The 19,080-nt window shown below is 72.9% G+C and carries 21 protein-coding genes; 18 read left to right on the top strand and 3 right to left on the bottom strand.

Translation table 11 applies throughout. The features are described 5' to 3' along the window. Window position 1: 1 nt before the first annotated feature. The 12 genes from ASD10_RS14575 to ASD10_RS14520 all read left to right on the top strand — a co-directional run bounded on the left by ASD10_RS14575 (window position 2) and on the right by ASD10_RS14520 (window position 10,917). Entirely contained in the window at window positions 2–946 is a 945-nt protein-coding gene (locus ASD10_RS14575) for an ABC transporter permease (protein ID WP_056609644.1), read from the top strand. 4 nt (window positions 947–950) lie between these two features. After that, window positions 951–1,928 carry a nucleoside hydrolase gene (locus tag ASD10_RS14570; RefSeq protein ID WP_056609642.1) on the top strand — a complete coding sequence of 326 codons (978 nt, stop codon included), beginning with the start codon at window positions 951–953 and terminating at the stop codon, window positions 1,926–1,928. Continuing rightward, window positions 1,925–2,707 (top strand): SDR family NAD(P)-dependent oxidoreductase, encoded by a 783-nt coding sequence (locus tag ASD10_RS14565; RefSeq protein WP_056609639.1) that lies wholly within the window; start codon window positions 1,925–1,927, stop codon window positions 2,705–2,707. The genes ASD10_RS14570 and ASD10_RS14565 overlap by 4 nt, the downstream gene beginning before the upstream one ends. Before the next feature lie 27 nt (window positions 2,708–2,734). Continuing rightward, window positions 2,735–3,514: an SDR family NAD(P)-dependent oxidoreductase gene (locus tag ASD10_RS14560; protein WP_056609637.1), complete on the top strand. Its 780-nt coding sequence runs from the start codon at window positions 2,735–2,737 to the stop codon at window positions 3,512–3,514. Beyond that, entirely contained in the window at window positions 3,511–4,407 is an 897-nt protein-coding gene (locus tag ASD10_RS14555; protein WP_056609635.1) for a ribokinase, read from the top strand. Before ASD10_RS14560 ends, ASD10_RS14555 begins: the two co-directional genes overlap by 4 nt. 37 nt (window positions 4,408–4,444) lie before the next feature. Next, window positions 4,445–6,598 carry an NAD-dependent DNA ligase LigA gene (gene ligA, locus ASD10_RS14550; protein ID WP_056609633.1) on the top strand — a complete coding sequence of 718 codons (2,154 nt, stop codon included), beginning with the start codon at window positions 4,445–4,447 and terminating at the stop codon, window positions 6,596–6,598. Then, on the top strand, window positions 6,598–6,981 hold the full coding sequence (locus ASD10_RS14545; protein ID WP_056609631.1) for a VOC family protein: 384 nt from the start codon (window positions 6,598–6,600) through the stop codon (window positions 6,979–6,981). Before ligA ends, ASD10_RS14545 begins: the two co-directional genes overlap by 1 nt. A gap of 45 nt (window positions 6,982–7,026) precedes the next feature. Next, on the top strand, window positions 7,027–7,959 hold the full coding sequence (locus tag ASD10_RS14540) for an NAD(P)-dependent oxidoreductase (protein ID WP_056610599.1): 933 nt from the start codon (window positions 7,027–7,029) through the stop codon (window positions 7,957–7,959). A gap of 55 nt (window positions 7,960–8,014) precedes the next feature. After that, entirely contained in the window at window positions 8,015–9,049 is a 1,035-nt protein-coding gene (locus ASD10_RS14535) for a hypothetical protein (RefSeq protein ID WP_056609629.1), read from the top strand. 76 nt (window positions 9,050–9,125) lie between these two features. Next, window positions 9,126–9,374 (top strand): DUF1272 domain-containing protein, encoded by a 249-nt coding sequence (locus ASD10_RS14530; RefSeq protein WP_056609627.1) that lies wholly within the window; start codon window positions 9,126–9,128, stop codon window positions 9,372–9,374. Continuing rightward, window positions 9,371–9,985 (top strand): hypothetical protein, encoded by a 615-nt coding sequence (locus ASD10_RS14525; RefSeq protein WP_056609625.1) that lies wholly within the window; start codon window positions 9,371–9,373, stop codon window positions 9,983–9,985. Before ASD10_RS14530 ends, ASD10_RS14525 begins: the two co-directional genes overlap by 4 nt. Before the next feature lie 98 nt (window positions 9,986–10,083). Beyond that, complete coding sequence (locus ASD10_RS14520; protein ID WP_200938328.1) at window positions 10,084–10,917, top strand: pseudouridine synthase; 834 nt, start codon at window positions 10,084–10,086, stop codon at window positions 10,915–10,917. On the opposite strand, the gene ASD10_RS14515 is transcribed toward ASD10_RS14520, so the two are convergent. Continuing rightward, the gene (locus ASD10_RS14515; RefSeq protein ID WP_056609621.1) at window positions 10,905–11,252 is read right to left on the bottom strand and encodes a DUF2568 domain-containing protein; all 348 of its coding nucleotides are present in this window, start codon (window positions 11,250–11,252) and stop codon (window positions 10,905–10,907) included. The genes ASD10_RS14520 and ASD10_RS14515 overlap by 13 nt on opposite strands. A 32-nt stretch (window positions 11,253–11,284) precedes the next feature. Here ASD10_RS14515 and ASD10_RS14510 point away from each other — a divergent pair, with 32 nt between their 5' ends. Genes ASD10_RS14510 through ASD10_RS14500 form a run of 3 tightly spaced genes read left to right on the top strand, consistent with a single transcriptional unit; the run spans window position 11,285 to window position 13,800 of the window. Continuing rightward, window positions 11,285–12,952, top strand: a complete 1,668-nt coding sequence (locus ASD10_RS14510; protein ID WP_056609620.1) for an FAD-dependent oxidoreductase — start codon at window positions 11,285–11,287, stop codon at window positions 12,950–12,952. Between the two features lie 42 nt (window positions 12,953–12,994). Continuing rightward, window positions 12,995–13,378, top strand: coding sequence for a hypothetical protein (locus ASD10_RS14505; RefSeq protein WP_157432614.1), 384 nt, complete (start codon window positions 12,995–12,997; stop codon window positions 13,376–13,378). Further along, window positions 13,375–13,800, top strand: coding sequence for a GtrA family protein (locus ASD10_RS14500; RefSeq protein WP_056609616.1), 426 nt, complete (start codon window positions 13,375–13,377; stop codon window positions 13,798–13,800). The genes ASD10_RS14505 and ASD10_RS14500 overlap by 4 nt, the downstream gene beginning before the upstream one ends. Here the strand turns inward: ASD10_RS14500 and ASD10_RS14495 are convergent. Then, window positions 13,797–14,636, bottom strand: a complete 840-nt coding sequence (locus tag ASD10_RS14495) for an alpha/beta fold hydrolase (protein WP_056609613.1) — start codon at window positions 14,634–14,636, stop codon at window positions 13,797–13,799. The two genes, ASD10_RS14500 and ASD10_RS14495, sit on opposite strands and share 4 nt — an antisense overlap. 137 nt (window positions 14,637–14,773) lie before the next feature. Here ASD10_RS14495 and gatC point away from each other — a divergent pair, with 137 nt between their 5' ends. The 3 genes from gatC to gatB are packed head-to-tail and all read left to right on the top strand — an operon-like array spanning window position 14,774 to window position 18,091. Continuing rightward, complete coding sequence (gene gatC / locus ASD10_RS14490) at window positions 14,774–15,082, top strand: Asp-tRNA(Asn)/Glu-tRNA(Gln) amidotransferase subunit GatC (protein WP_056609611.1); 309 nt, start codon at window positions 14,774–14,776, stop codon at window positions 15,080–15,082. A gap of 1 nt (window position 15,083) precedes the next feature. After that, on the top strand, window positions 15,084–16,598 hold the full coding sequence (gene gatA / locus ASD10_RS14485; protein ID WP_056609609.1) for an Asp-tRNA(Asn)/Glu-tRNA(Gln) amidotransferase subunit GatA: 1,515 nt from the start codon (window positions 15,084–15,086) through the stop codon (window positions 16,596–16,598). After that, window positions 16,595–18,091, top strand: a complete 1,497-nt coding sequence (gatB, locus tag ASD10_RS14480; RefSeq protein ID WP_056609607.1) for an Asp-tRNA(Asn)/Glu-tRNA(Gln) amidotransferase subunit GatB — start codon at window positions 16,595–16,597, stop codon at window positions 18,089–18,091. Before gatA ends, gatB begins: the two co-directional genes overlap by 4 nt. 30 nt (window positions 18,092–18,121) lie before the next feature. Here gatB and ASD10_RS14475 read toward each other — a convergent pair whose 3' ends face one another. Then, window positions 18,122–19,006: an alpha/beta fold hydrolase gene (locus ASD10_RS14475; RefSeq protein ID WP_056609605.1), complete on the bottom strand. Its 885-nt coding sequence runs from the start codon at window positions 19,004–19,006 to the stop codon at window positions 18,122–18,124. Window positions 19,007–19,080: the final 74 nt, after the last annotated feature.

The following is a 19,080-nucleotide window of genomic DNA, read 5'->3' as shown; positions in this document are numbered from 1 at the left end:
CATGAACGCCACAGCGGACTTCCTCGCGATCCTCCTCACGAGCCTCGTCCCGATCCTCGCCGCCGCGGTCGGCGGCATGTTCGCCGAACGTGCCCGGGCCAGCAACATCGCACTCGACGGCTGCATGCTGGTCGCCGCCCTCGCTGCCATCGTCGCCGGCGCGAAGAGCGGCAACCCGTGGATCGGCGTCCTCGTCGCCGTCGCGGCCGGTGCGGCGTACTCGGCGATCCTCGCGTTCGCCGCGTTCTTCCTGCGCTGCGACCTGATCATCGCCGGCATCGCCGCCAACCTGCTGGCTACCGGGGTCACGCTCCTCGTCGTCCAGAACGTGCTGGACTCGCCCGGCACCTACTCGCCCACAGGTGTCGACCTGGTGCCGCGCGTGCCGCTCGGACCGCTCGCGGACATCCCCGTCCTGGGGCGTGCCCTCGACCGCCAGAGCGCGCTGCTCTACGTCACGGTCGTCCTGGCCGTCGTGGCGGCGATCGTGCTGAACCGGACCCGGTTCGGCGTGCACGTCAAGGCCGTCGGCGAGTCGGACGAGGCCGCGCTCGCGGTGGGCATCAAGCCGATCCTCGTGCGGACCGTCACGATCCTCATCAGTGGCGCGTGCGCGGGGGTCGGCGGCGCCTACCTCTCGACCAGCTCGGTGGCGTCCTTCAACTCCCAGCTCACCGGCGGCCTCGGGTTCATCGCGTTCGCGGCGGTGATCTTCGGCCGAGCGACTCCGTGGGGGACCGTCCTCGCCTCGCTGCTGTTCGCAGCGGCCACGTCGCTGTCGATCCGGCTCCAGGGCACCGACCTGGGCATCCAGCAGCTCGTCCACGCGCTGCCCTACGTCGCGACCGTCGTGGCGCTCTCGGTGCAGGCCATCGGCCTGACCCGGCGCGACCGGTACGACGTCTCCGAGACCACGTACGTCCCCGCCATCATCCCGAAGGGCTGACCCCATGACGCACCCCCGCAAGACCCCTGTGCTCGTCGACTGCGACACCGGCATCGACGACGCGATGGCACTGCTGTACCTGTCGGCCCACGACGACGTCGAGCTCGTCGGCGTGACGACGGTGTTCGGCAACAACACGGCGCGACAGTGCGCGGTCAACAGCCTCCGTGTGCTCGAGCTGGTCGGTCGCACGGACGTCCCGGTGGCGGTGGGGGCCGAGCGCCCGCTCGTCGGCGAGGTCACCTACCTGGCCACGCACGTCCACGGCAGCGACGGCCTCGGCGACGCGGGGCTGCCGCTCGACGTGACGGCCCGACCCGTCGAGGAGACGGCGGTCGAGCTGATCGACCGTCTGTCGACCGAGCACGCGGGCGAGCTCAGGATCCTGGCGATCGGCCCGCTCACCAACCTGGCCCACGCGCTGGAGGCGATCTACGGACTGACCGACCGCGTCCACGACGTCGTCATCATGGGCGGTGCCGCGGACGCGCCCGGCAACCAGTCGCCCGCGGCCGAGGCCAACATCATCCACGATCCCGAGGGCGCGCAGACCGTCATCTCGGCCGCGTGGGAGACGACGCTGGTGCCGCTCGACGTCACGATGCGCGAGGTCCTCACCGACGACCACCGGACCGCCCTGGACGCCGACGGCTCTCCCGAGGCCGCGTTCGTCTCGGCCGCGACCGAGTTCTACTTCGCCGCCTACGGCACGGAGTCGTACGGCCACCGCAGCTCCCCGTGCCACGACGCGTTGGCCGCAGGGGTGCTGACGGGCGACGTCGTGCCGGTGACGGCCCCCGTGATCGACGTGGTCGTCGACTGCACGGACGGCCCGGGGCGCGGTGCGACGATCTGCGACACGCGCACCCGCTACCGGGGGTTCACCGACATCACCGGCGGCAACTGCCGGGTCGTGCTCGAGACGGACGGCGGCTTCCCCGAGGTGCTGGTGGCGGCGCTGACCGCAGGCACCCCCGCATGACCCGTCTCCGCGGCAGGACGGCGGTCGTCACGGGGGCGGCCGCGGGCCTCGGCGCCGCGATCACGGCACGCTTCCTGGCGGAGGGCGCCCACGTGGTGGCGTGCGACATCCGCGACGACATCGCCTCCCGGGTCGCCGACCTGCACGGTCCGGACGCCTCGGTGACGGCCGTGAGGTGCGACGTCACGCGCACCGAGGGCGCCGAGTCGGCCCTCGAGGCGGCGCTGGCGATCCACGGACGGGTGGACGTCCTGGTCAACAACGCCGGCCGGTTCGGCGGGTCGACGCTGCTCGACACCACGGACGAGGAGTGGGACTTCCACCTCGCGCTCAACCTCACGTCGCAGTTCGTGATGTGCCGGACGTTCGTCGGCGCCATGGTCGACCAGGACGAGATCACAGGGGTGCGGGGCAGGGTCGTCAACATGGCATCGCAGCTCGGCATCACCGCTCCGCCCGCGGCCCTCGGGTACGCGGTCGCGAAGGCCGGTGTCATCCAGCTCACGCGGCAGCTCGCGGTGGACTACGCGCGGTGGGGCATCGTGGTCAACGCGATCGCCCCCGGACGCATCATCACCGGCGACCACCCGGGGGAGCGCGCGTACCTCGACGAGGGCACGGTCGACGCGGCGACGGAGTTCTCGTTGTCGCGCACCCCGTTCCCGCGCCTCGGACGTCCCGAGGACGTGGCCGGGGCGGCGCTCTACCTGGCGTCGGACGACAGCACCTTCGTCTCGGGCAGCGTGCTGTCGGTCGACGGTGGCTGGACCGCGTACTAGACCTGACAGATCGATGGAGGAGAGACGATGAGCGACGTGTTCAGCCTGAAGGGCCAGGTGGCCGTCATCACGGGCGCCGGATCGGGCATCGGGGCGGCGACAGCCCGCCGGTTCGCCCAGGCGGGCGCATCCCTGGTGCTCGCCGACCACGCCGTCGACGGCCACGACATGAGCGCGGTCGTGGCCGACGCGACGGCTGCCGGCGCGGCCGTCGAGGTCGTCGGCGTGGACGTGCGCAGCGAGGCCGACGTCGAGCGGCTCGTCGCGACGGCCGTCGATCGCTTCGGACGGGTCGACGTCGTCGTGGCGAACGCGGCGATCGCCCGGATCGCCCCGCTCGCCGAGATGACCGAGGCCGACTTCAACGACACGATCGACGTCGACCTGACGGGCGTGTGGCGGCTGTTCCGGGCAGCACTGCCGGCCATGCGAGCCGCGGGATCCGGCCGGATGCTGGCCACGACGTCGACGGTCGGCGTCATCGAGGCCTGGGACGCGCACGCGCACTACGCCGCGGCGAAGGCCGGGATCACCGGCATGGTGCGGGCGCTCGCGGCCGAGCTCGGGCCGTCGGGCATCACGGTCAACGCCATCGCTCCGGGCATCATCGAGACGCCGCAGACGCTGGACCCCGTCAACTCGCTCGGACCGGACGGGGTCGCCGACACCGCATCCGGTCAGCCGGTCCGCCGGGTGGGACGGGCCGACGACATCGCCGCGGGGTTCCAGTACCTCGCGAGCGAGGCCGGCGGCTTCGTGACGGGCCACGTCCTGGTCATCGACGGTGGCAGGACACTGGTGCGATGACGCACGAGGTGGTGGTGGTCGGCAGCATCAACCGCGACGAGGTCGTGAGCGTCGAGCGGCTCCCCGGCGAGGGCGAGACGATCGCGGCGACGGGGCGGCGCGAGGGCGTCGGTGGCAAGGGCGCCAACCAGGCGATGGCCGTCGCCCGCACCGGCACGGCGGTCTCGCTCGTCGGGGCCGTGGGAGACGGCACCCACGGCGAGACGTTACGGGCCGCCCTCGCCGACGCCGGGGTCGACGTCACGGACGTCACGACGTCGCCGGACGCCGAGACCGGCACGGCCTACGTCTTCGTCGACGCCGAGGGACGCAACCAGATCGTCGTCGCGATGGGCGCCAACGCCGAGGTCGTGCTCGACGGGTCAGGACGTTCGCGCGTCCGCTCGGCGGACGTCCTCGTGGTGCAGAGCGAGGTGCCCGAGGTCGTCGTGGCCGAGGCGGTCGGCGCCGCGGCCGACGCCGGCACCCGCGTCGTGGTCAACCTGGCCCCGTACCGCGACGTGCCGGACGTCGTCGCGGTCGCCGACCCCCTGGTCGTCAACGAGCACGAGGCGTCCGAGCTGCTGGGGCGGACCGTGCGCGACGCGGACGACGTCGTCGACGCCCGTGACGCCCTGCTGCTGCGGTGCCGGAGCGCGGTCGTGACGCTCGGTGCGCAGGGTGCCGTGCTCGTGACCGCCGACGGCGTCCGCCACGTGCCCTCGCCGGCCCCTCGCCGGGTCGTGGACACGACGGGGGCCGGCGACGCGTTCGTGGGGGTGCTGGCCGCGGGGCTGGCGCGCGGTCTGGGCCTGCGCGAGTGCGTCGAGGCGGCGGCCGTGGCCGGATCGCTCAGCGTCGAGTCGCCGGGTGCGGGGTCGGGCTACCCGTCGTTCGCCCTGCCCGACCGCTGAGCGCGGCACTGTCCCCGTGCGGCGATAAAGTCGGCGCATGGCGAACGACGCGAACGACGCGACCGACGACGAGCTGAGGCAGCAGCACAAGGCGCTGGCCGAGACGCTCGTCGAGCACCGCGAGCGCTACTACGTCGACGACTCGCCGACCGTCGCCGACGCCGAGTACGACGACCTCATGCGCGAGCTCGAGCAGATCGAGGAGCAGCTGCCCGAGCTGCGCACCCCCGACTCGCCGACCCAGACCGTCGGCGGACGCGCGTCGTCGTCGTTCGAGGCCTACGAGCACCGCGAGCGGCTGTACAGCCTCGACAACGCCTTCAGCTCCGAGGAGCTCGAGGCCTGGCACGGACGACTCGTGCGCGAGGGGGTCGACGACGCCGAGTTCCTGTGCGAGCTCAAGGTCGACGGGCTCGCGATCTCGCTGACGTACGAGGACGGCCGCCTGACCCGCGGCGTGACGCGCGGCGACGGACGCGTCGGCGAGGACGTCACCAACAACGTCCGCACGATCTCGGTCATCCCGCACGAGCTGCAGCCGTCCGACGAGTTCCCCGTCCCCGCCTACGTCGAGGTGCGCGGCGAGGTGTTCTTCCCGACCAAGGCGTTCGAGGAGTTCAACGCCGCCTGGGCCGAGTCGGGCAGGACACCGTTCTCCAACCCCCGCAACGCCGCGGCCGGCACCCTGCGCATGAAGGACGTCTCGGTCACCGCGAGCCGTCCGCTGTCGATGGTGTGCCACGGCCTCGGCTACCGCGAGGGCTTCAGCCCCGTGCGCCAGAGCCAGGCCTACGAGGCGCTGCACGCGTGGGGGCTCCCCACCAGCGATCGGGCGAAGGTCGTGGAGAACCTGACGGAGGTCGAGGAGTTCATCGCCTACTACGGCGAGCACCGGCACGACGTGTCGCACGAGATCGACGGCGTCGTCGTCAAGGTCGACCAGGTCGACCGCCAGCGTCGGCTCGGGTCGACGTCTCGGGCGCCGCGGTGGGCGATCGCCTGGAAGTACCCGCCCGAGGAGGTCAACACCCGACTGCTCGACATCCGCGTCAACGTCGGCCGCACCGGACGGGTCACCCCCTACGGCGTGATGGAGCCCATCCGCGTCGCCGGGTCGACCGTCGAGATGGCGACGCTGCACAACCAGTACGAGGTCACCCGCAAGGGCGTCCTGATCGGCGACATGGTCGTGCTCCGCAAGGCCGGCGACGTGATCCCCGAGATCGTCGGCCCCGTCGTGGCGCTGCGCGACGGGTCCGAGCGCGAGTTCGTGTTCCCGACCGACTGCCCGTCGTGCGGCACGCCGCTCGCGCCGTCGCGCGAGGGCGACAAGGACATCCGGTGCCCCAACACCCGCTCGTGCCCGTCGCAGCTGCGGGAGCGGCTGACGCACGTCGGCGGTCGAGGTGCCTTCGACATCGAGGTCTTCGGCTGGGAGGGCGCCACGGCCCTGCTCGAGGCCGGTGTGCTGGTCGACGAGGGCGGTCTGTTCGCACTGACGGCCGAGCAGCTGCTCACGGTGCCGCTCTACACGCGCGCGGCCAGGAAGAAGGAGATCGAGGACGGAGCGGGTGACCGGGTGCTGAGCGCCAACGGCCTCGCCCTGCTCGACAACCTGCAGAAGGCCAGGACGCAGCCGCTGTGGCGGGTGCTGGTCGCCCTGTCGATCCGGCACGTGGGCCCGACCGCGGCCCGGGCGCTCGCGACGCACTTCGGCACGATGCAGGCGATCCAGGACGTCCTGGCGGTCGACGACCCGGTCCAGACGCTGTCGGCCGTCGACGGCGTCGGCCCGACGATCGCCGAGGCCGTCGTCGACTGGTTCGCCGTCGACTGGCACGCCGACATCGTCCGCCAATGGCGCGAGGCGGGTGTCGTGATGGCCGACGAGCGCGATGCGTCGATCGTCCGCACCCTCGAGGGGCTGACGATCGTCGTGACGGGCTCGCTCGAGCGGTTCACCCGCGACTCCGTCAAGGAGGCGATCATCGCCCGGGGCGGCAAGGCGTCGGGCTCGGTCTCGAAGAAGACCGACTTCGTCGTGGTGGGCGAGAACGCCGGCTCGAAGGCCGACAAGGCCGAGGAGCTCGGCCGCCCGATCCTCGACGAGGCCGGCTTCGAGAAGCTGCTCGCCGAGGGGCCGCCGCCCGAGGCCGATCCGGAGCCGGACGCCGAGGGGGACGACGCCTGATGCCGTCGATCGCGTCGATCAACTACCTCGTCCACGACATCGACGAGGCGCTGACGTTCTTCCGCGAGATGCTCGGCTTCGAGGTCGTCTCCGACGAGATCGGGCCCGACCGGCGCCGCACCGTCGTGGCCCCGCGGGGCGGCGCGGGGGCCGCGCTGGTGCTCAAGCCCGCGCTGGGCGACGAGCAGCGGGCCGCGGTCGGTCGCCAGGGCGGGGGAGTCGTGCTGTTCTTCCTCGAGACCGACGACTTCGAGCGCGACCACCGCCACATGGTCGCGGCCGGCGTGCGCTTCCGCGAGGAGCCGCGCCACGAGGCCTACGGCACCGTCGCGGTGTTCGACGACCTCTACGGCAACGGCTGGGACCTCATCCAGTCGGCGTGAGCCGTCGACCGGTGGGAGTGGTCGGCCGGTGGCACAGTGGAGCGCATGACGTCCCCCTCGAGCCCTGACACGTCCCCCCGCCCCACCGTCGTCGTGACCGGCGCCAACGGCTTCGTCGGCGCCCGGGTGTGCGACGCCCTGGTGGCACGTGGCGCCACGGTGCGCGCCGTCGTGCGCCGGGCCGGCACCGCACCGTCCCTCCCGGGCGTCGAGGAGGTCGTCGGGGAGTTCACCGACCCGACCGTCGCCGCGCAGGCGGTCCGGGGTGCCGACGCCGTCGTCACGACGGTGCACCCGATGCAGTCCGACCGCGAGGCCCAGCAGCAGATCGGCGTCGTCGGCACCGGCACGATCGCGCAGGCCGCGGCCGACGCCGGCGTCGCCATCCTGGTGCACGTGTCGACCGCTGCGGTCTACGACAGGTCGCCGGGCGTCGGCGACGTGTCCGAGGGCTCGGCCCTGGTCGGCGACGACGCGAACGACTACAGCGTCACCAAGCGCGACACCGACGCCGCCCTCGCCCGGGTCGACGGCATCACGCGGGTGCTGCTGCGGCCCCCGGCGATCCTCGGAACGGGCGAGTCGTCGGTCTGGAACACGCTGCGGCCCGCCGGGATGCGCGACGACGAGGAGCACCGGCACGCGCTCGCCGACCAGTCGTTCGCCTGGGTGCACGTCACGGACCTCGCGGCCCTCGCCGCGGACGTCGCGGTCGGCGTCGTCACCCCGGGTGACGACGCCTCCGAGGGCCCGGTGCTCGGCGGGTGCACGCCCGTCAACGTCGCCGCCGGTGCCGTGCCGATGCGCGACTACGTGCAGGTCGTCGCCGACGCGGTCGACGTCGCGCCGGTGTGGGACGACGGGCCCGCCTGGACCGGTCGCATCGTCGCCGACCGGGCGCGGGCCTGGGGCTGGTCGCCGCGCGTCACGATCGACACGGCGCTCGACGAGGTGCGCGAGGGCCTGACGACCGCCTGACCCGCGGCCCGCCGATCGGCCCACCCGGACGGCGCGGGTGACGTACCGTCGGGGTGTGCCCACCGACGACGCCGTGCCGCTCGGCGACCGACTGCTCGACGCCCAGGTCGCCTTCCACCTCGCCCGCCTGACGGGCGACGAGCTGACCGTGACCGTGACGCGGATCGCGACCGCGGTGCTCGACGCGGCGGACGGTCATCAGCTCGCCGACCTGGTCGACCCCGAGGCCGTCAAGGTCGTCGTCGGCAGGGCGCTGACCGACGTGCCGGGCAGCCCCGCCGTCGCCGCGTTCATCGAGCTCGGCCGCGAGCTCGCGGTCGCGGGCCCGGCGGAGGCCTTCCCACTCGGCGACGTCGTCGACCGCGAGCAGGTCGAGCGACTGCTCGACGAGACGCTGGCGCTGACGCCCGTGCTCGAGCGCGCGCTGGAGCGGCTCACCGCGAGCCCGCTGGTCGGCGCCACCGCGACCCGCTTCATGGGCCGCATCGTGGGCGAGGCGATCGCGGCGAACCAGGCGGTCGCCGACAAGGTGCCCGGCCTCGGCTCCCTGCTGTCGATGGGCACCAAGGCGGCGGCGGGCATGGTCGGCGCGGCCGACAAGCAGCTCGACGGCCTGCTGGCCGACACGGCCGGCAAGGGCGGCACGCTGGCGGTGCGCCGACTGAACCGCATCATCGTCGACACCCTGCGCGATCCGACGACCCGCGACGCGGTGCTGCAGGTGTGGGACCTCGTCGCGGCCGAGCCCGTGCGCGGTCTCGGCGACGACGCCGACGTCGAGCAGGTGTCGGGCGTCGTCGACGCGGCCCACGACCTGACGGTCTCCGTCCTCGGCCACCCCCGCGTGGTGGCGCTCGGCCACGCCGTCGTCGACGGGTTCTTCGAGGCGTTCGGCGGCTACACGCCCGGTGAGCTGCTCGAGCAGCTCGACCTCGACCGAGCCGACCTCGTGGCCGACGTCGTGCGGTTCGCGCCCGCCGTCGTCGGGACGCTCGTCGAGTCCGGCGAGCTCGAGCGGGTGCTGAGGGCCGAGCTGGCACCGTTCTACGCCTCCGACGAGGTCGTGCGCCTGCTCGGCGTCCGCGACTGACGCGATGCGCCGCTGCCCGCGACTGACGCGATGCGTCGTTGCCCGCGCCCGCGCCCGCGAGCCCCATACTGGACCCATGCTGGACATCCGCCCGAGCTGCGAGTGCTGTGACACCGACCTCGACCCGTCGTCGCCGGACGTCCTGATCTGCAGCTACGAGTGCACGTGGTGCCTGGAGTGCGCCACCACCGTCCTGCGCGGCGTGTGCCCCAACTGCGGTGGGGGCCTCGCCCGCCGGCCCGTCCCGTCGGCGTCGCGGCTCGTGGACGACCCGCCGTCGACGGTGCGCGTGTTCAACCCCGGCTGCCGGCCGGTGCCGGCGTGACGGACGACGAGCTCGTCGAGGCGCTGCGGGCCATCTTCGCGGCCGACGCCGTCGCCGACGGTCTCGACCGCAGCGACGGGTACGGCGACGAGTACCGGATCACCGCGCTGCGCGTGGTGCGCGGCGACGACGGGTTCGACGACCTGCTGCTGACGGTCGAGGACGGCCACGACACGGTCACGTCGCGGCTGCTGTTCGACCGGGCCTGGCGGGTGGCCAGCGGGCTCGACGACGCCGGGTCGTACGCGACGTTCGCGCTGGCCCGGTGGCGGTCGTCGATCGTCCACGAGACCGTCGAGCCGGGCCCGCGGCCCCCCGTCGACGTGCCGGAGGTCGAGGAGGCCCTGCGTCGTTCGTACGGCAACGCCAATCTCGTGCGGCACGGCGTCGTCGAGGTCGTCGAGGACGACGGCGAGATCTTCCTGCTGCACGCGACGCCCCAGCAGTGGCGCCGGTTCGTGTCGGGACGGCCGGACGCCATGGGCGCGCTGGAGGAGGTCGTCGGAGCGCGGTGGGACGACGAGGACCACGTCGTGCTGTTCCGGGGCGCCTTCCACAGCTCGATCCGTCCCGAGCTGCCGCCGCTGCGCAGCCGGCTGTCGCCGCAGTAGTGCCTCCCCGTTCGCCGCTGCCGCCACGCCACGGGCTCGCCGCCGCCTGGCTGCGCACGCCCGATCGCGGCGTGCCCCGCCCCGACCCGTGGCCGACGATGGGCGCGTGGCTGCGCGACCGCCTGCCCGAGCGCGTCGACATCGCCGCGATGCTGGCCGAGCGCCGGTTCGTGCACGACGACCTGACGCCCGTCCGCGACGACGAGCCGTACACGCCGCACACGTTCGTCTGGTTCCACCGCGACCTGCCCGACGAGGTCGAGGTGCCGGGTGAGATCCACGTCGTCCACCGCGACGAGCGGCTCGTCGTCGTCGACAAGCCGGCGTTCCTGTCGTCGATCCCGCGCGGCCAGCACATCCGCCAGAGCGTCGTCGTGCGCCTGCGCGACGAGCTCGGGCTGCCGGAGCTGTCGCCCCTGCACCGGCTCGACCGGGTGACGTCCGGGCTGCTCATGCTCGCGACCGAGCGGCGGTGGCGGGGGCCGTACCAGACGATGTTCCAGCGGGGGACGGTCCGCAAGACGTACGGTGCGCTGGCGCCCGTGCGCGCGGACCTCGAGCTGCCGTGCACGGTCACGAACCACCTGGTCAAGCGGCGTGGCAGCTGGCAGGCCGAGGTCGTGCCCGGTGCGCCGGTCAACGCCGAGACGCTCGTCGAGCTGGTGGACGCGGGCGAGGGCGGCCTCGGTCGCTACCGGCTGACGCCCCGCACCGGACGCACCCACCAGCTGCGGGTGCACCTCGCCGGGCTGGGCATCCCGATCGTGGACGACCCGCTGTACCCGGTCGTCCGGGACGTCGCGATCGACGACTTCACGACGCCGTTGCAGCTGCTCGCGCAGGAGATCGCGTTCACCGATCCGATCGACCGGACGGAGCGGTGGTTCGGCAGCGTGCGGCGCCTGCCGCTGCCGCCGGGTCAGGCGTCCTGACGCGACAGCGCGACGAAGACCGCCGTCGCGATCGCTGCGAAGCCCAGGCCGGCCCACACGAGCCCGCCGGCCGCGGCGTAGAGCGCCGTCGTGACGAACAGCATGATCTGCACGACCAGCCGGGTCGGCAGCTCGAGCCGGCGCACCGAGGTGGGCGACATCCACTGCGCCCAGATCGCGATCGCGACGAGCGCCAGGAAGACGCCCACGGCCCACCCGCGCCAGCCGTCGGCGAACCCGTGGCCCGCCAGCACGAGGAGCACGACCATCGCGACCTCGCACAGGAACGCCGCGGCGTCGAGCGGGCCCAGGTCGGTCGGCTTCTGAGGTGGCATGAGCACAGCCTAGGGACTGCTACTTTTCGCGCATGACCGAGTCTGCGCGCCAGAAGCCCGTCATCCTGCTCGCTGCCACCGCCGACAGCCGTGACGTGCTGGAGGACGAGTTCCGCAGCCGGTACTCCCGCGACTACGACGTGCGCACCCTGCTGGGGCCCGAGGTGGTCGTGGACGAGGCCGTCTCGCTGCTCGACGACGGCCGCCAGATCGCGCTCCTGGGCGTCGACCACGCCCTCGACGGCAGCGCGCTCGACCTCGTCGACGAGCTGCGACGTCTGTCGCCCAGCAGCCGTCGCGTCGTCCTGGTGCCGGCCGGCACGTTCCAGGCGGCGCTCGAGGTGCTGCGACCCGCCCTGGCCGTCGGCCGTCTCGACACGTACCTGCTGATCCCGCAGGGTCCGCGCGACGAGGAGTTCCACACCGCGATCACGGAGTACCTGTCGGAGTGGGCGACCACGACGTCGCGGCCCGAGGTGGCAGGCGTCCGCATCGTCGACGACGGCACCCAGCCCGCCGTCGCGGGCATCCGTGACTTCCTCGACCGCATGGGCTCGCCGTGGAGCCGCTACCGCCCCGACAGCCCGGTCGGCCGCGAGCTGCTCGACGAGGTCGGTGACGACGCGCCCCTGCCGCTCGTGTCGGCGTACGGGCGTCCGACGATCGCCGGGGCCACCGACCGGCTCGTGGCCAGCGCCTACTACGGGTCGCCGCGCGACCTGGGCGACGACTACGTGGCCGACCTGCTGATCATCGGCGCCGGGCCCGCCGGCCTGGCGGCAGCCGTGTACGGGGCGTCCGAGGGGCTGCGCACCGTCGTGCTCGATCCCGAGGCGGTGGGTGGTCAGGCCGGCACGAGCTCGATGATCCGCAACTACCTGGGCTTCCCGCGCGGCGTCTCCGGCATGCGCCTGGCCTTCCGTGCCCGCCTGCAGGCGACGCGGTTCGGCGCGCGCATCTTCACCGGGCGGGCCGCGACCAACCTGACGCCGGGCACGCTGCACGAGGTCGCGTACGACGACGGCGTCCTGCGCGCCCGGGCGGTGCTGGTGGCGTGCGGCGTGCGCTACCGGCGGCTCGGCGTGCCGAGCCTCGAGCGTCTGGTCGGCACGGGGGTGCACTACGGCGCCGCCACCAGCGTCGCGCGCGAGATGGAGGGGCGTGACGTCTTCGTCGTGGGGGGTGGCAACTCGGCGGGGCAGGCCGCGCTGCACCTCGCGCGCTTCGCCCGCAGCGTGACGATCGTCGTGCGCCGGGCGTCGCTGTCCGAGACGATGTCGGCCTACCTGGTCGACGAGATCGCCACCCATGACGACATCACGGTGCGGGTCGGCTCGCGGGTCGTCGACGGCGACGGCGAGGGGCACCTCGAGTGGATCGCGCTGCAGGGTGCCGGCGGCGAGCCGGAGCGGCTGCCGGCCGACGGCCTGTTCCTGCTGCTGGGGGCCGAGCCGGAGTGCGACTGGCTGCCCGACGACGTGGCACGCGACGAGCGGGGGTTCGTCCTGACCGGTCGCGACATCCCGAGAGACAGGTGGCGCGACGGACTGCCCCCGGCACCCCTCGAGACGACCGTGCCGGGAGTCTTCGCCGCGGGCGACGTCCGGGCCGGGTCGATGAAGCGCGTCGCCTCGGCCAGCGGCGAGGGGGCGGGCGCCGTCGCCCAGGTGCACGCGCACCTCGCCCCCGTCCCCGACTGACTCCGCTCCTCGCCGGAGCGGGGGAACCACTAGCATTGCGAGGTGCGTAGACCTGTCGTGCCGGCGTGGGCCGAGCGAGCCGTGACGACGGCGCTGGTGCTCGTCCAGGTCGCCGTCGTGGGTGTCGGGCTGTGGTCGTGGTGGGGGTGGGCCGGGCTCCTGGTCGGCCCGCCGCTGATCGCCGCGCTCTGGATGCTGTGGCCGCGCGAGGTGGCGGACGACGAGGGGTGCCTGCGGTGCCGGCACGCGAGCATCCACCACCGCGGGTGCTGCCAGGCGTGCCTGCGCGACGTCGAGGCCGGGAGGTCGACGTCGGTCACGCCGTGCGGCCGCTTCCGCCGGTGGTCGCCGCGCAACCGGTGGAGCGAGCTGCACGCGAGCGACGACCGGCTCGCCGCGGTGCGACGACTGGTGCGCGCGTCATGACGATCAGGCGTCTCCTCGCCGACCAGAAGGTGCGCTTCGTGCTCGTCGGCGGCTTCAACACCGTCCTGGGCTACCTGACGTTCGGTGCCCTGACCCTCTGGGTCTTCCACGACGTGCGCTTCGGCTACCTGCTGAGCCTGCTGTGCTCGTACGCGGTCGGCATCTCCGTCGCGTTCGTCCTGTACCGACGCCTCGTGTTCGTCGTGCACGGTCACGTCCTGCGCGACCTGGTGCGGTTCGTGTCGGTCTACGCGGTCTCGATCGGCGTCAACGCCGCCGTCCTGCCGGTCCTGGTGGAGGTCGTGGGCGTGCCGCCCGTGCTGGCCCAAGGGGTCGTCGTGCTGATCACGACCCTGCTGAGCTTCGTGGGGCACCGGTCGTTCTCGTTCCGGCGCGACGAGGACGTCTGCGACGTCGTCTAGACCGAGCCGACCCGGCGCACGACGATGTCGGCGAGCTCGGCGGGGTGCTGGTCGGGGATCCAGTGCGTCGCGCCCGCGATGACCTCGAGCTCGTACGGACCCGTGACGAACTGCGGTGTCAGGTCGGCCCCGCGCCGCACGAGGGCCGTGTCGCCGTCGCTCCACACGTACGTCGTGGGCACCGGGACCGTGCGGCCGAACGACCCGGCCGACCGGACGATCGAGCGGTAGTAGCCGAGACCGCCCCGCAGCGCGCCGTCGGCGACGATCTCGTCGCGGAACGTCTCGATCATGCGGGAGTCCATGCCGGACGCGCGCAGGATGCGCTCGCCCAGGCCGCCACGGCGGCTGAGCATCCGCTCGGGCAGGACGGGCAGCTGGAACACCAGCATGTAGTACGACTTCAGCAGCTGCGAGCTGCTGACCATCGACCGCATGAAGGCGGCGGGGTGCGCGACGGAGACCGCCGTCAGCGACAGGACGTCGGCGGGGTGCGCGGCGGCGACGGCCCATGCGACCGCCGATCCCCAGTCGTGGCCCACGACGTGGACGGGCGTGCCGATCTCGTCGACCAGGGCCTTGGCGTCGGCCACGAGCTCGTCGATGCCGTACGCGAAGCGCGACAGGGGGCGTGCGCCGGGGGAGTAGCCGCGCTGGTCGAGCGCGTACGTCCGCAGCCCCGCGGCGTGCAGGTGCTCCGACACCGCGGCCCACGACGTGGCCCGCTGCGGGAAGCCGTGCAGGAGGACGACGGGGACGCCGTCGAGCGGGCCGGAGTCGATGACGTCGAAGGTCAGTCCGGCGTGGTCGACCCGGGAGATGCGCGCTGGTTCCATGGGCCGATCCTGACAGAGAATCGGGCATCCCGCGGTCCCACGACACCCCGTGGAGGGTGTCCGGCCGGGTCACTAGGATGGGCGAGTACGTCACCAGCTCGACCCACCAGCGAGTCCACTCATCTCGAAGGACCTGTATGTCTGAGCCCGTCACGGGTATCTCCCGCGAGGACGTCGTCCATCTGGCCGGCCTCGCCCGCATCGACCTCAGCGACGCTGAGCTCGACCACCTCGCCACCGAGCTCCCCGCGATCCTCGAGCACGTCGCGAGCGTCCAGGAGGCCGCCGGCGACGACGTCCCGGCCATGAGCCACCCGGTGCCGGTCGACAACGTCTTCCGCGAGGACGTCGTCCGTCCGAGTCTCGCGCCCGCCGACGCCCTCGCCGCGGCACCCGCCTCCGACCAGCAGCGGTTCCTGGTCCCGAAGATCCTGGGAGAGGGCTGACATGAGCAGCGACCTGACCCGCAAGACCGCCGACGAGCTCGCACGCGCCCTGTCGGCCGAGGAGGTCTCCTCCGTCGAGGTGACCCGGGCGCTCGTCGACCGCATCGAGTCCGTCGACGGATCGATCCACGCGTTCCTGCACGTCGACGCCGAGGGCGCGCTGGCCGCGGCCGCCGACGTCGACCGGCGCCGCGCCGACGGCGACCAGCTGCCGTACCTGGCCGGCGTGCCGATCGCGATCAAGGACGTGCTGGCGACCAAGGGCATGCCGACGACGTGCGGCTCGAAGATCCTCGACGGCTGGATCCCGCCGTACGACGCGACCGTGACGGCCCGCATCAAGGCTGCCGGCCTGCCGATCCTGGGCAAGACCAACATGGACGAGTTCGCGATGGGCTCGTCCACCGAGCACTCCGCGTACGGGCCGACCCACAACCCGTGGGACACGACCCGCATCCCGGGCGGCTCGGGCGGTGGGTCGGCCGCCGCGGTCGCGGCCTTCGAGGCCCCGCTCGCGATCGGCACCGACACCGGTGGCTCGATCCGTCAGCCGGGCGCGCTGACCGGCACGGTCGGCGTCAAGCCGACGTACGGAGGGGTCAGCCGCTACGGCCTCGTCGCGATGGCCAGCAGCCTCGACCAGGCCGGGCCCGTCACCCGCACGGTGCTCGACGCCGCTCTGCTGCACGAGCTGATCGCGGGTCACGACCCCATGGACTCCACGAGCATCCCCGACGCGGTGCCCGCCGTCGTCGCCGCGGCCCGCCGGGCCGACGTCAAGGGGCTGCGCATCGGCATCGTGCGCGAGCTGGGCGGCGAGGGCTTCCAGCCCGGTGTCGAGGCCCGCTTCACCGAGGCCGTCGAGCTCCTGACGTCCGCGGGCGCCGAGGTCGTCGAGGTGTCGATCCCCAGCCTGAGGTACGCGCTCGGCGCGTACTACCTCGTCATGCCGAGCGAGGCGAGCAGCAACCTCGCCAAGTTCGACGCGATGCGCTACGGCGTGCGCGTGCCCCCCGCCGGCGTCGACGACCCCAGCGCCGAGCAGGTCATGGCCTCGAGCCGTGACGCGGGGTTCGGCGACGAGGTCAAGCGCCGCATCATCCTCGGCACCTACGCCCTGTCGAGCGGCTACTACGACGCCTACTACGGCTCGGCGCAGAAGGTCCGCACGATCCTGTCGCGCGACTTCGCGGCGGCGTTCGCCGACGTCGACGTGCTGGTCTCGCCGACGTCCCCGACCACCGCCTACCCGCTGGGCGACAAGCTCGACGACCCGTTGGCGATGTACCTCGGCGACGTCGCCACGATCCCGGCGAACCTCGTCGGCATCCCGGGCCTGTCGCTGCCGGTCGGCCTGGCCGACGAGGACGACCTGCCGGTGGGCCTGCAGTTCCTGGCCCCCCAGAAGGCCGACGACCGCCTCTACAACGCGGCGGCCGCACTCGAGCAGCTGCTCGAGCAGAAGTGGGGCGGCACGCTGCTGTCCCGCGCACCCGAGCTGGAGGCCATCCGATGACCGTCGAGACGCTGGTTCCCTTCGAGGAAGCCCTCACCCGCTACGACCCCGTCATGGGGCTCGAGATCCACATCGAGCTCAACACCGCGACCAAGATGTTCTGCGGCTGCCCGACCGAGTTCGGCGCCGAGCCCAACACGCAGGTCTGCCCCGTGTGCCTGGCCCTGCCCGGCGCCCTGCCGGTCGTCAACGCCAAGGCCGTCGAGTCCGCGATCCGCATGGGCCTGGCGCTCAACTGCGAGATCGCGCAGTGGTGCCGCTTCGCGCGCAAGAACTACTTCTACCCCGACATGCCGAAGAACTTCCAGACGTCGCAGTACGACGAGCCCATCGCCTTCGACGGGTACGTCGACGTCGAGGTGGACGGCGAGACCTTCCGCATCGAGATCGAGCGCGCCCACATGGAGGAGGACACCGGCAAGGCCCTGCACGTCGGCGGCTCCACCGGACGCATCCACGGCGCCGACTTCTCGCTGGTCGACTACAACCGGGCCGGCATCCCGCTGATCGAGATCGTCACCCGCACGATCGAGGTGCCGCCCGAGAAGGCGCCCGCGGTCGCCCGCGCCTACGTGTCGCACGTCCGCGACCTCATCGGCGGCCTCGGCGTCTCCGACGTCCGCATGGACCAGGGATCGCTGCGCGCCGACGTCAACCTGTCGCTCAAGCCCAAGGGCTCCACGACGCTCGGCACCCGCTCGGAGACCAAGAACGTCAACTCGTTCCGGTCGGTCGAGCGCGCCGTCCGCTTCGAGATCTCGCGTCACGCGGGCATCCTCGACGCCGGGGGCAGGGTCGTGCAGGAGACCCGGCACTTCCAGGAGGACACCGGCACGACGCTCTCGGGCCGTGAGAAGTCCGACGCCGACGACTACCGCTACTTCCCGGAGCCCGACCTGGCGCCCGTCTCGCCGTCGCGCGAGTGGGTCGAGGAGCTGCGGGCCACGCTGCCCGAGCCGCCGGCCGTCCGCCGCGCGCGCCTGCAGGCCGACTGGGGCTTCTCCGACCTCGACATGCGCGACACGATCGGCGCGGGTGCGCTCGACCTGATCGTCGCCACGGTCGAGGCCGGCACCACGCCGCAGGCCGCCAAGAAGTGGTGGCTCGGCGAGATGGCGCGTCGCGCCAACGAGTCGGGGCACGACCTCGACGCGCTGGGCATCACGCCGCAGCAGGTCGCCGAGATCCAGGGGCTGATCGACGCCAAGCGCATCAACGACAAGCTCGCGCGGTCGGTCTTCGACGGCGTCATCGCCGGTGAGGGCACGCCCGAGGAGGTCGTGGTCTCGCGCAAGCTCGAGGTCGTCTCGGACGACGGCGCACTCGGTGCGGCCGTCGACCGTGCGATCGAGGGCGACCCCGATGCCGCCGCCAAGATCCGCGCCGGCAACCTCGGCGTGGCCGGGGCCCTGATCGGTGCGGTCATGAAGGAGATGCGCGGACAGGCCGACGCGGGCCGCGTCCGCGAGCTGATCCTCGAGAAGCTGTCGTAGCCCGGCTGGGCCGGCCGGGCGACCGCCGGCTCAGCCGACGCGGGCCAGCAGGTCGAGCAGCTCCTCGCGCACGACGTCCGGGAACTCCACCGGGATGAAGTGCGTGCCGCGCAGCTCGCGGTAACGCGAACCCCTGACCCGCTGCGAGGCCGTCAGCATGTCGCGGGCGCCCGTGAAGACGTCCCACCGGCCGGCGACGAACGTGACCGGGATGTCGAGGTCGCTGAGCGAGACGCGGGCGTGCTCGGCCACGCTCAGCGCGAGCTTGGCGTACCAGGCGGGGTGCGTCGTGAAGAACTCCTGCAGGAGCGTCCGCAGCTCGGCGGTGTCGGCCGCGGGCGAGATGATGCGGGCCCGGCGGACCAGGTCCGTCGTGAAGTTGGTCCACGGCAGCTTGCGGGTCACGGGCGCCAGGGCGTGACCCGTGACGGTCGCCGAGTGGGCCAGGCCCACCATCAGGGCCCGCGCGACCGGCGGCGGCACGTGGAGGGGAGCGAGCATCGTCGAGAACGTGTTGCCCGGGACGCCGGCCACGGCGAGGATGCCGGCGACGCGCTCGGGGTGACGGGTGGCCAGCTCGAAGGCGATCGTGACACCGGTCGACCAGGCGGCCACGACGGCGCGGTCGAGGCCTGCGTCGTCCATCACGGCGATGGCGTCCTCGATGAACGACTCGAGGTCGACGCGGCCGTCGTCGGGGCGCGCGGACCCGCCCGTCCCGCGGTGGTTCCAGCCGATCACGCGGACGCCGCTGCCGGCGCGCAGCAGCGAGGGCCACGCGTGCGGGTTGGTGCCGAGGCCGTTGGAGACCAGCACGGTGGGGCCGTCGCCGTCGTTGGTCCAGGCGCGGATGCGGGTGCCGTCGGCGCTCGTCACGTCGTAGTAGCGCACGAGGGCCGCGGTCGGTGTGGTCACGCGCCGATTGTCCACGGGGCGCGGGGGGTCTGCAATGCCAATCGCGTCGGGCGGTGGCCGCCGGCACGCGAAGA

The organism is Aeromicrobium sp. Root472D3 (assembly GCF_001426485.1).
GTDB lineage: Bacteria > Actinomycetota > Actinomycetes > Propionibacteriales > Nocardioidaceae > Aeromicrobium.
This window is presented reverse-complemented; position numbering and strand designations above follow the sequence as displayed.

Bases quoted from the DNA above. Each gene is read 5' to 3' on its own strand.
- ASD10_RS14570 (WP_056609642.1), top strand. From the start codon at position 951: ATGACGCACCCCCGCAAGACCCCTGTGCTCGTCGACTGCGACACCGGC.
- ASD10_RS14545 (WP_056609631.1), top strand. From the start codon at position 6,598: ATGCCGTCGATCGCGTCGATCAACTACCTCGTCCACGACATCGACGAG.
- ligA (WP_056609633.1), top strand. From the start codon at position 4,445: ATGGCGAACGACGCGAACGACGCGACCGACGACGAGCTGAGGCAGCAG.
- ASD10_RS14555 (WP_056609635.1), top strand. From the start codon at position 3,511: ATGACGCACGAGGTGGTGGTGGTCGGCAGCATCAACCGCGACGAGGTC.
- ASD10_RS14515 (WP_056609621.1), bottom strand. From the start codon at position 11,252: ATGCCACCTCAGAAGCCGACCGACCTGGGCCCGCTCGACGCCGCGGCG.
- gatC (WP_056609611.1), top strand. From the start codon at position 14,774: ATGTCTGAGCCCGTCACGGGTATCTCCCGCGAGGACGTCGTCCATCTG.
- gatB (WP_056609607.1), top strand. From the start codon at position 16,595: ATGACCGTCGAGACGCTGGTTCCCTTCGAGGAAGCCCTCACCCGCTAC.
- ASD10_RS14520 (WP_200938328.1), top strand. From the start codon at position 10,084: ATGGGCGCGTGGCTGCGCGACCGCCTGCCCGAGCGCGTCGACATCGCC.
- ASD10_RS14495 (WP_056609613.1), bottom strand. From the start codon at position 14,636: ATGGAACCAGCGCGCATCTCCCGGGTCGACCACGCCGGACTGACCTTC.
- ASD10_RS14560 (WP_056609637.1), top strand. From the start codon at position 2,735: ATGAGCGACGTGTTCAGCCTGAAGGGCCAGGTGGCCGTCATCACGGGC.
- gatA (WP_056609609.1), top strand. From the start codon at position 15,084: ATGAGCAGCGACCTGACCCGCAAGACCGCCGACGAGCTCGCACGCGCC.
- ASD10_RS14575 (WP_056609644.1), top strand. From the start codon at position 2: ATGAACGCCACAGCGGACTTCCTCGCGATCCTCCTCACGAGCCTCGTC.
- ASD10_RS14510 (WP_056609620.1), top strand. From the start codon at position 11,285: ATGACCGAGTCTGCGCGCCAGAAGCCCGTCATCCTGCTCGCTGCCACC.
- ASD10_RS14500 (WP_056609616.1), top strand. From the start codon at position 13,375: ATGACGATCAGGCGTCTCCTCGCCGACCAGAAGGTGCGCTTCGTGCTC.
- ASD10_RS14540 (WP_056610599.1), top strand. From the start codon at position 7,027: ATGACGTCCCCCTCGAGCCCTGACACGTCCCCCCGCCCCACCGTCGTC.
- ASD10_RS14565 (WP_056609639.1), top strand. From the start codon at position 1,925: ATGACCCGTCTCCGCGGCAGGACGGCGGTCGTCACGGGGGCGGCCGCG.
- ASD10_RS14530 (WP_056609627.1), top strand. From the start codon at position 9,126: ATGCTGGACATCCGCCCGAGCTGCGAGTGCTGTGACACCGACCTCGAC.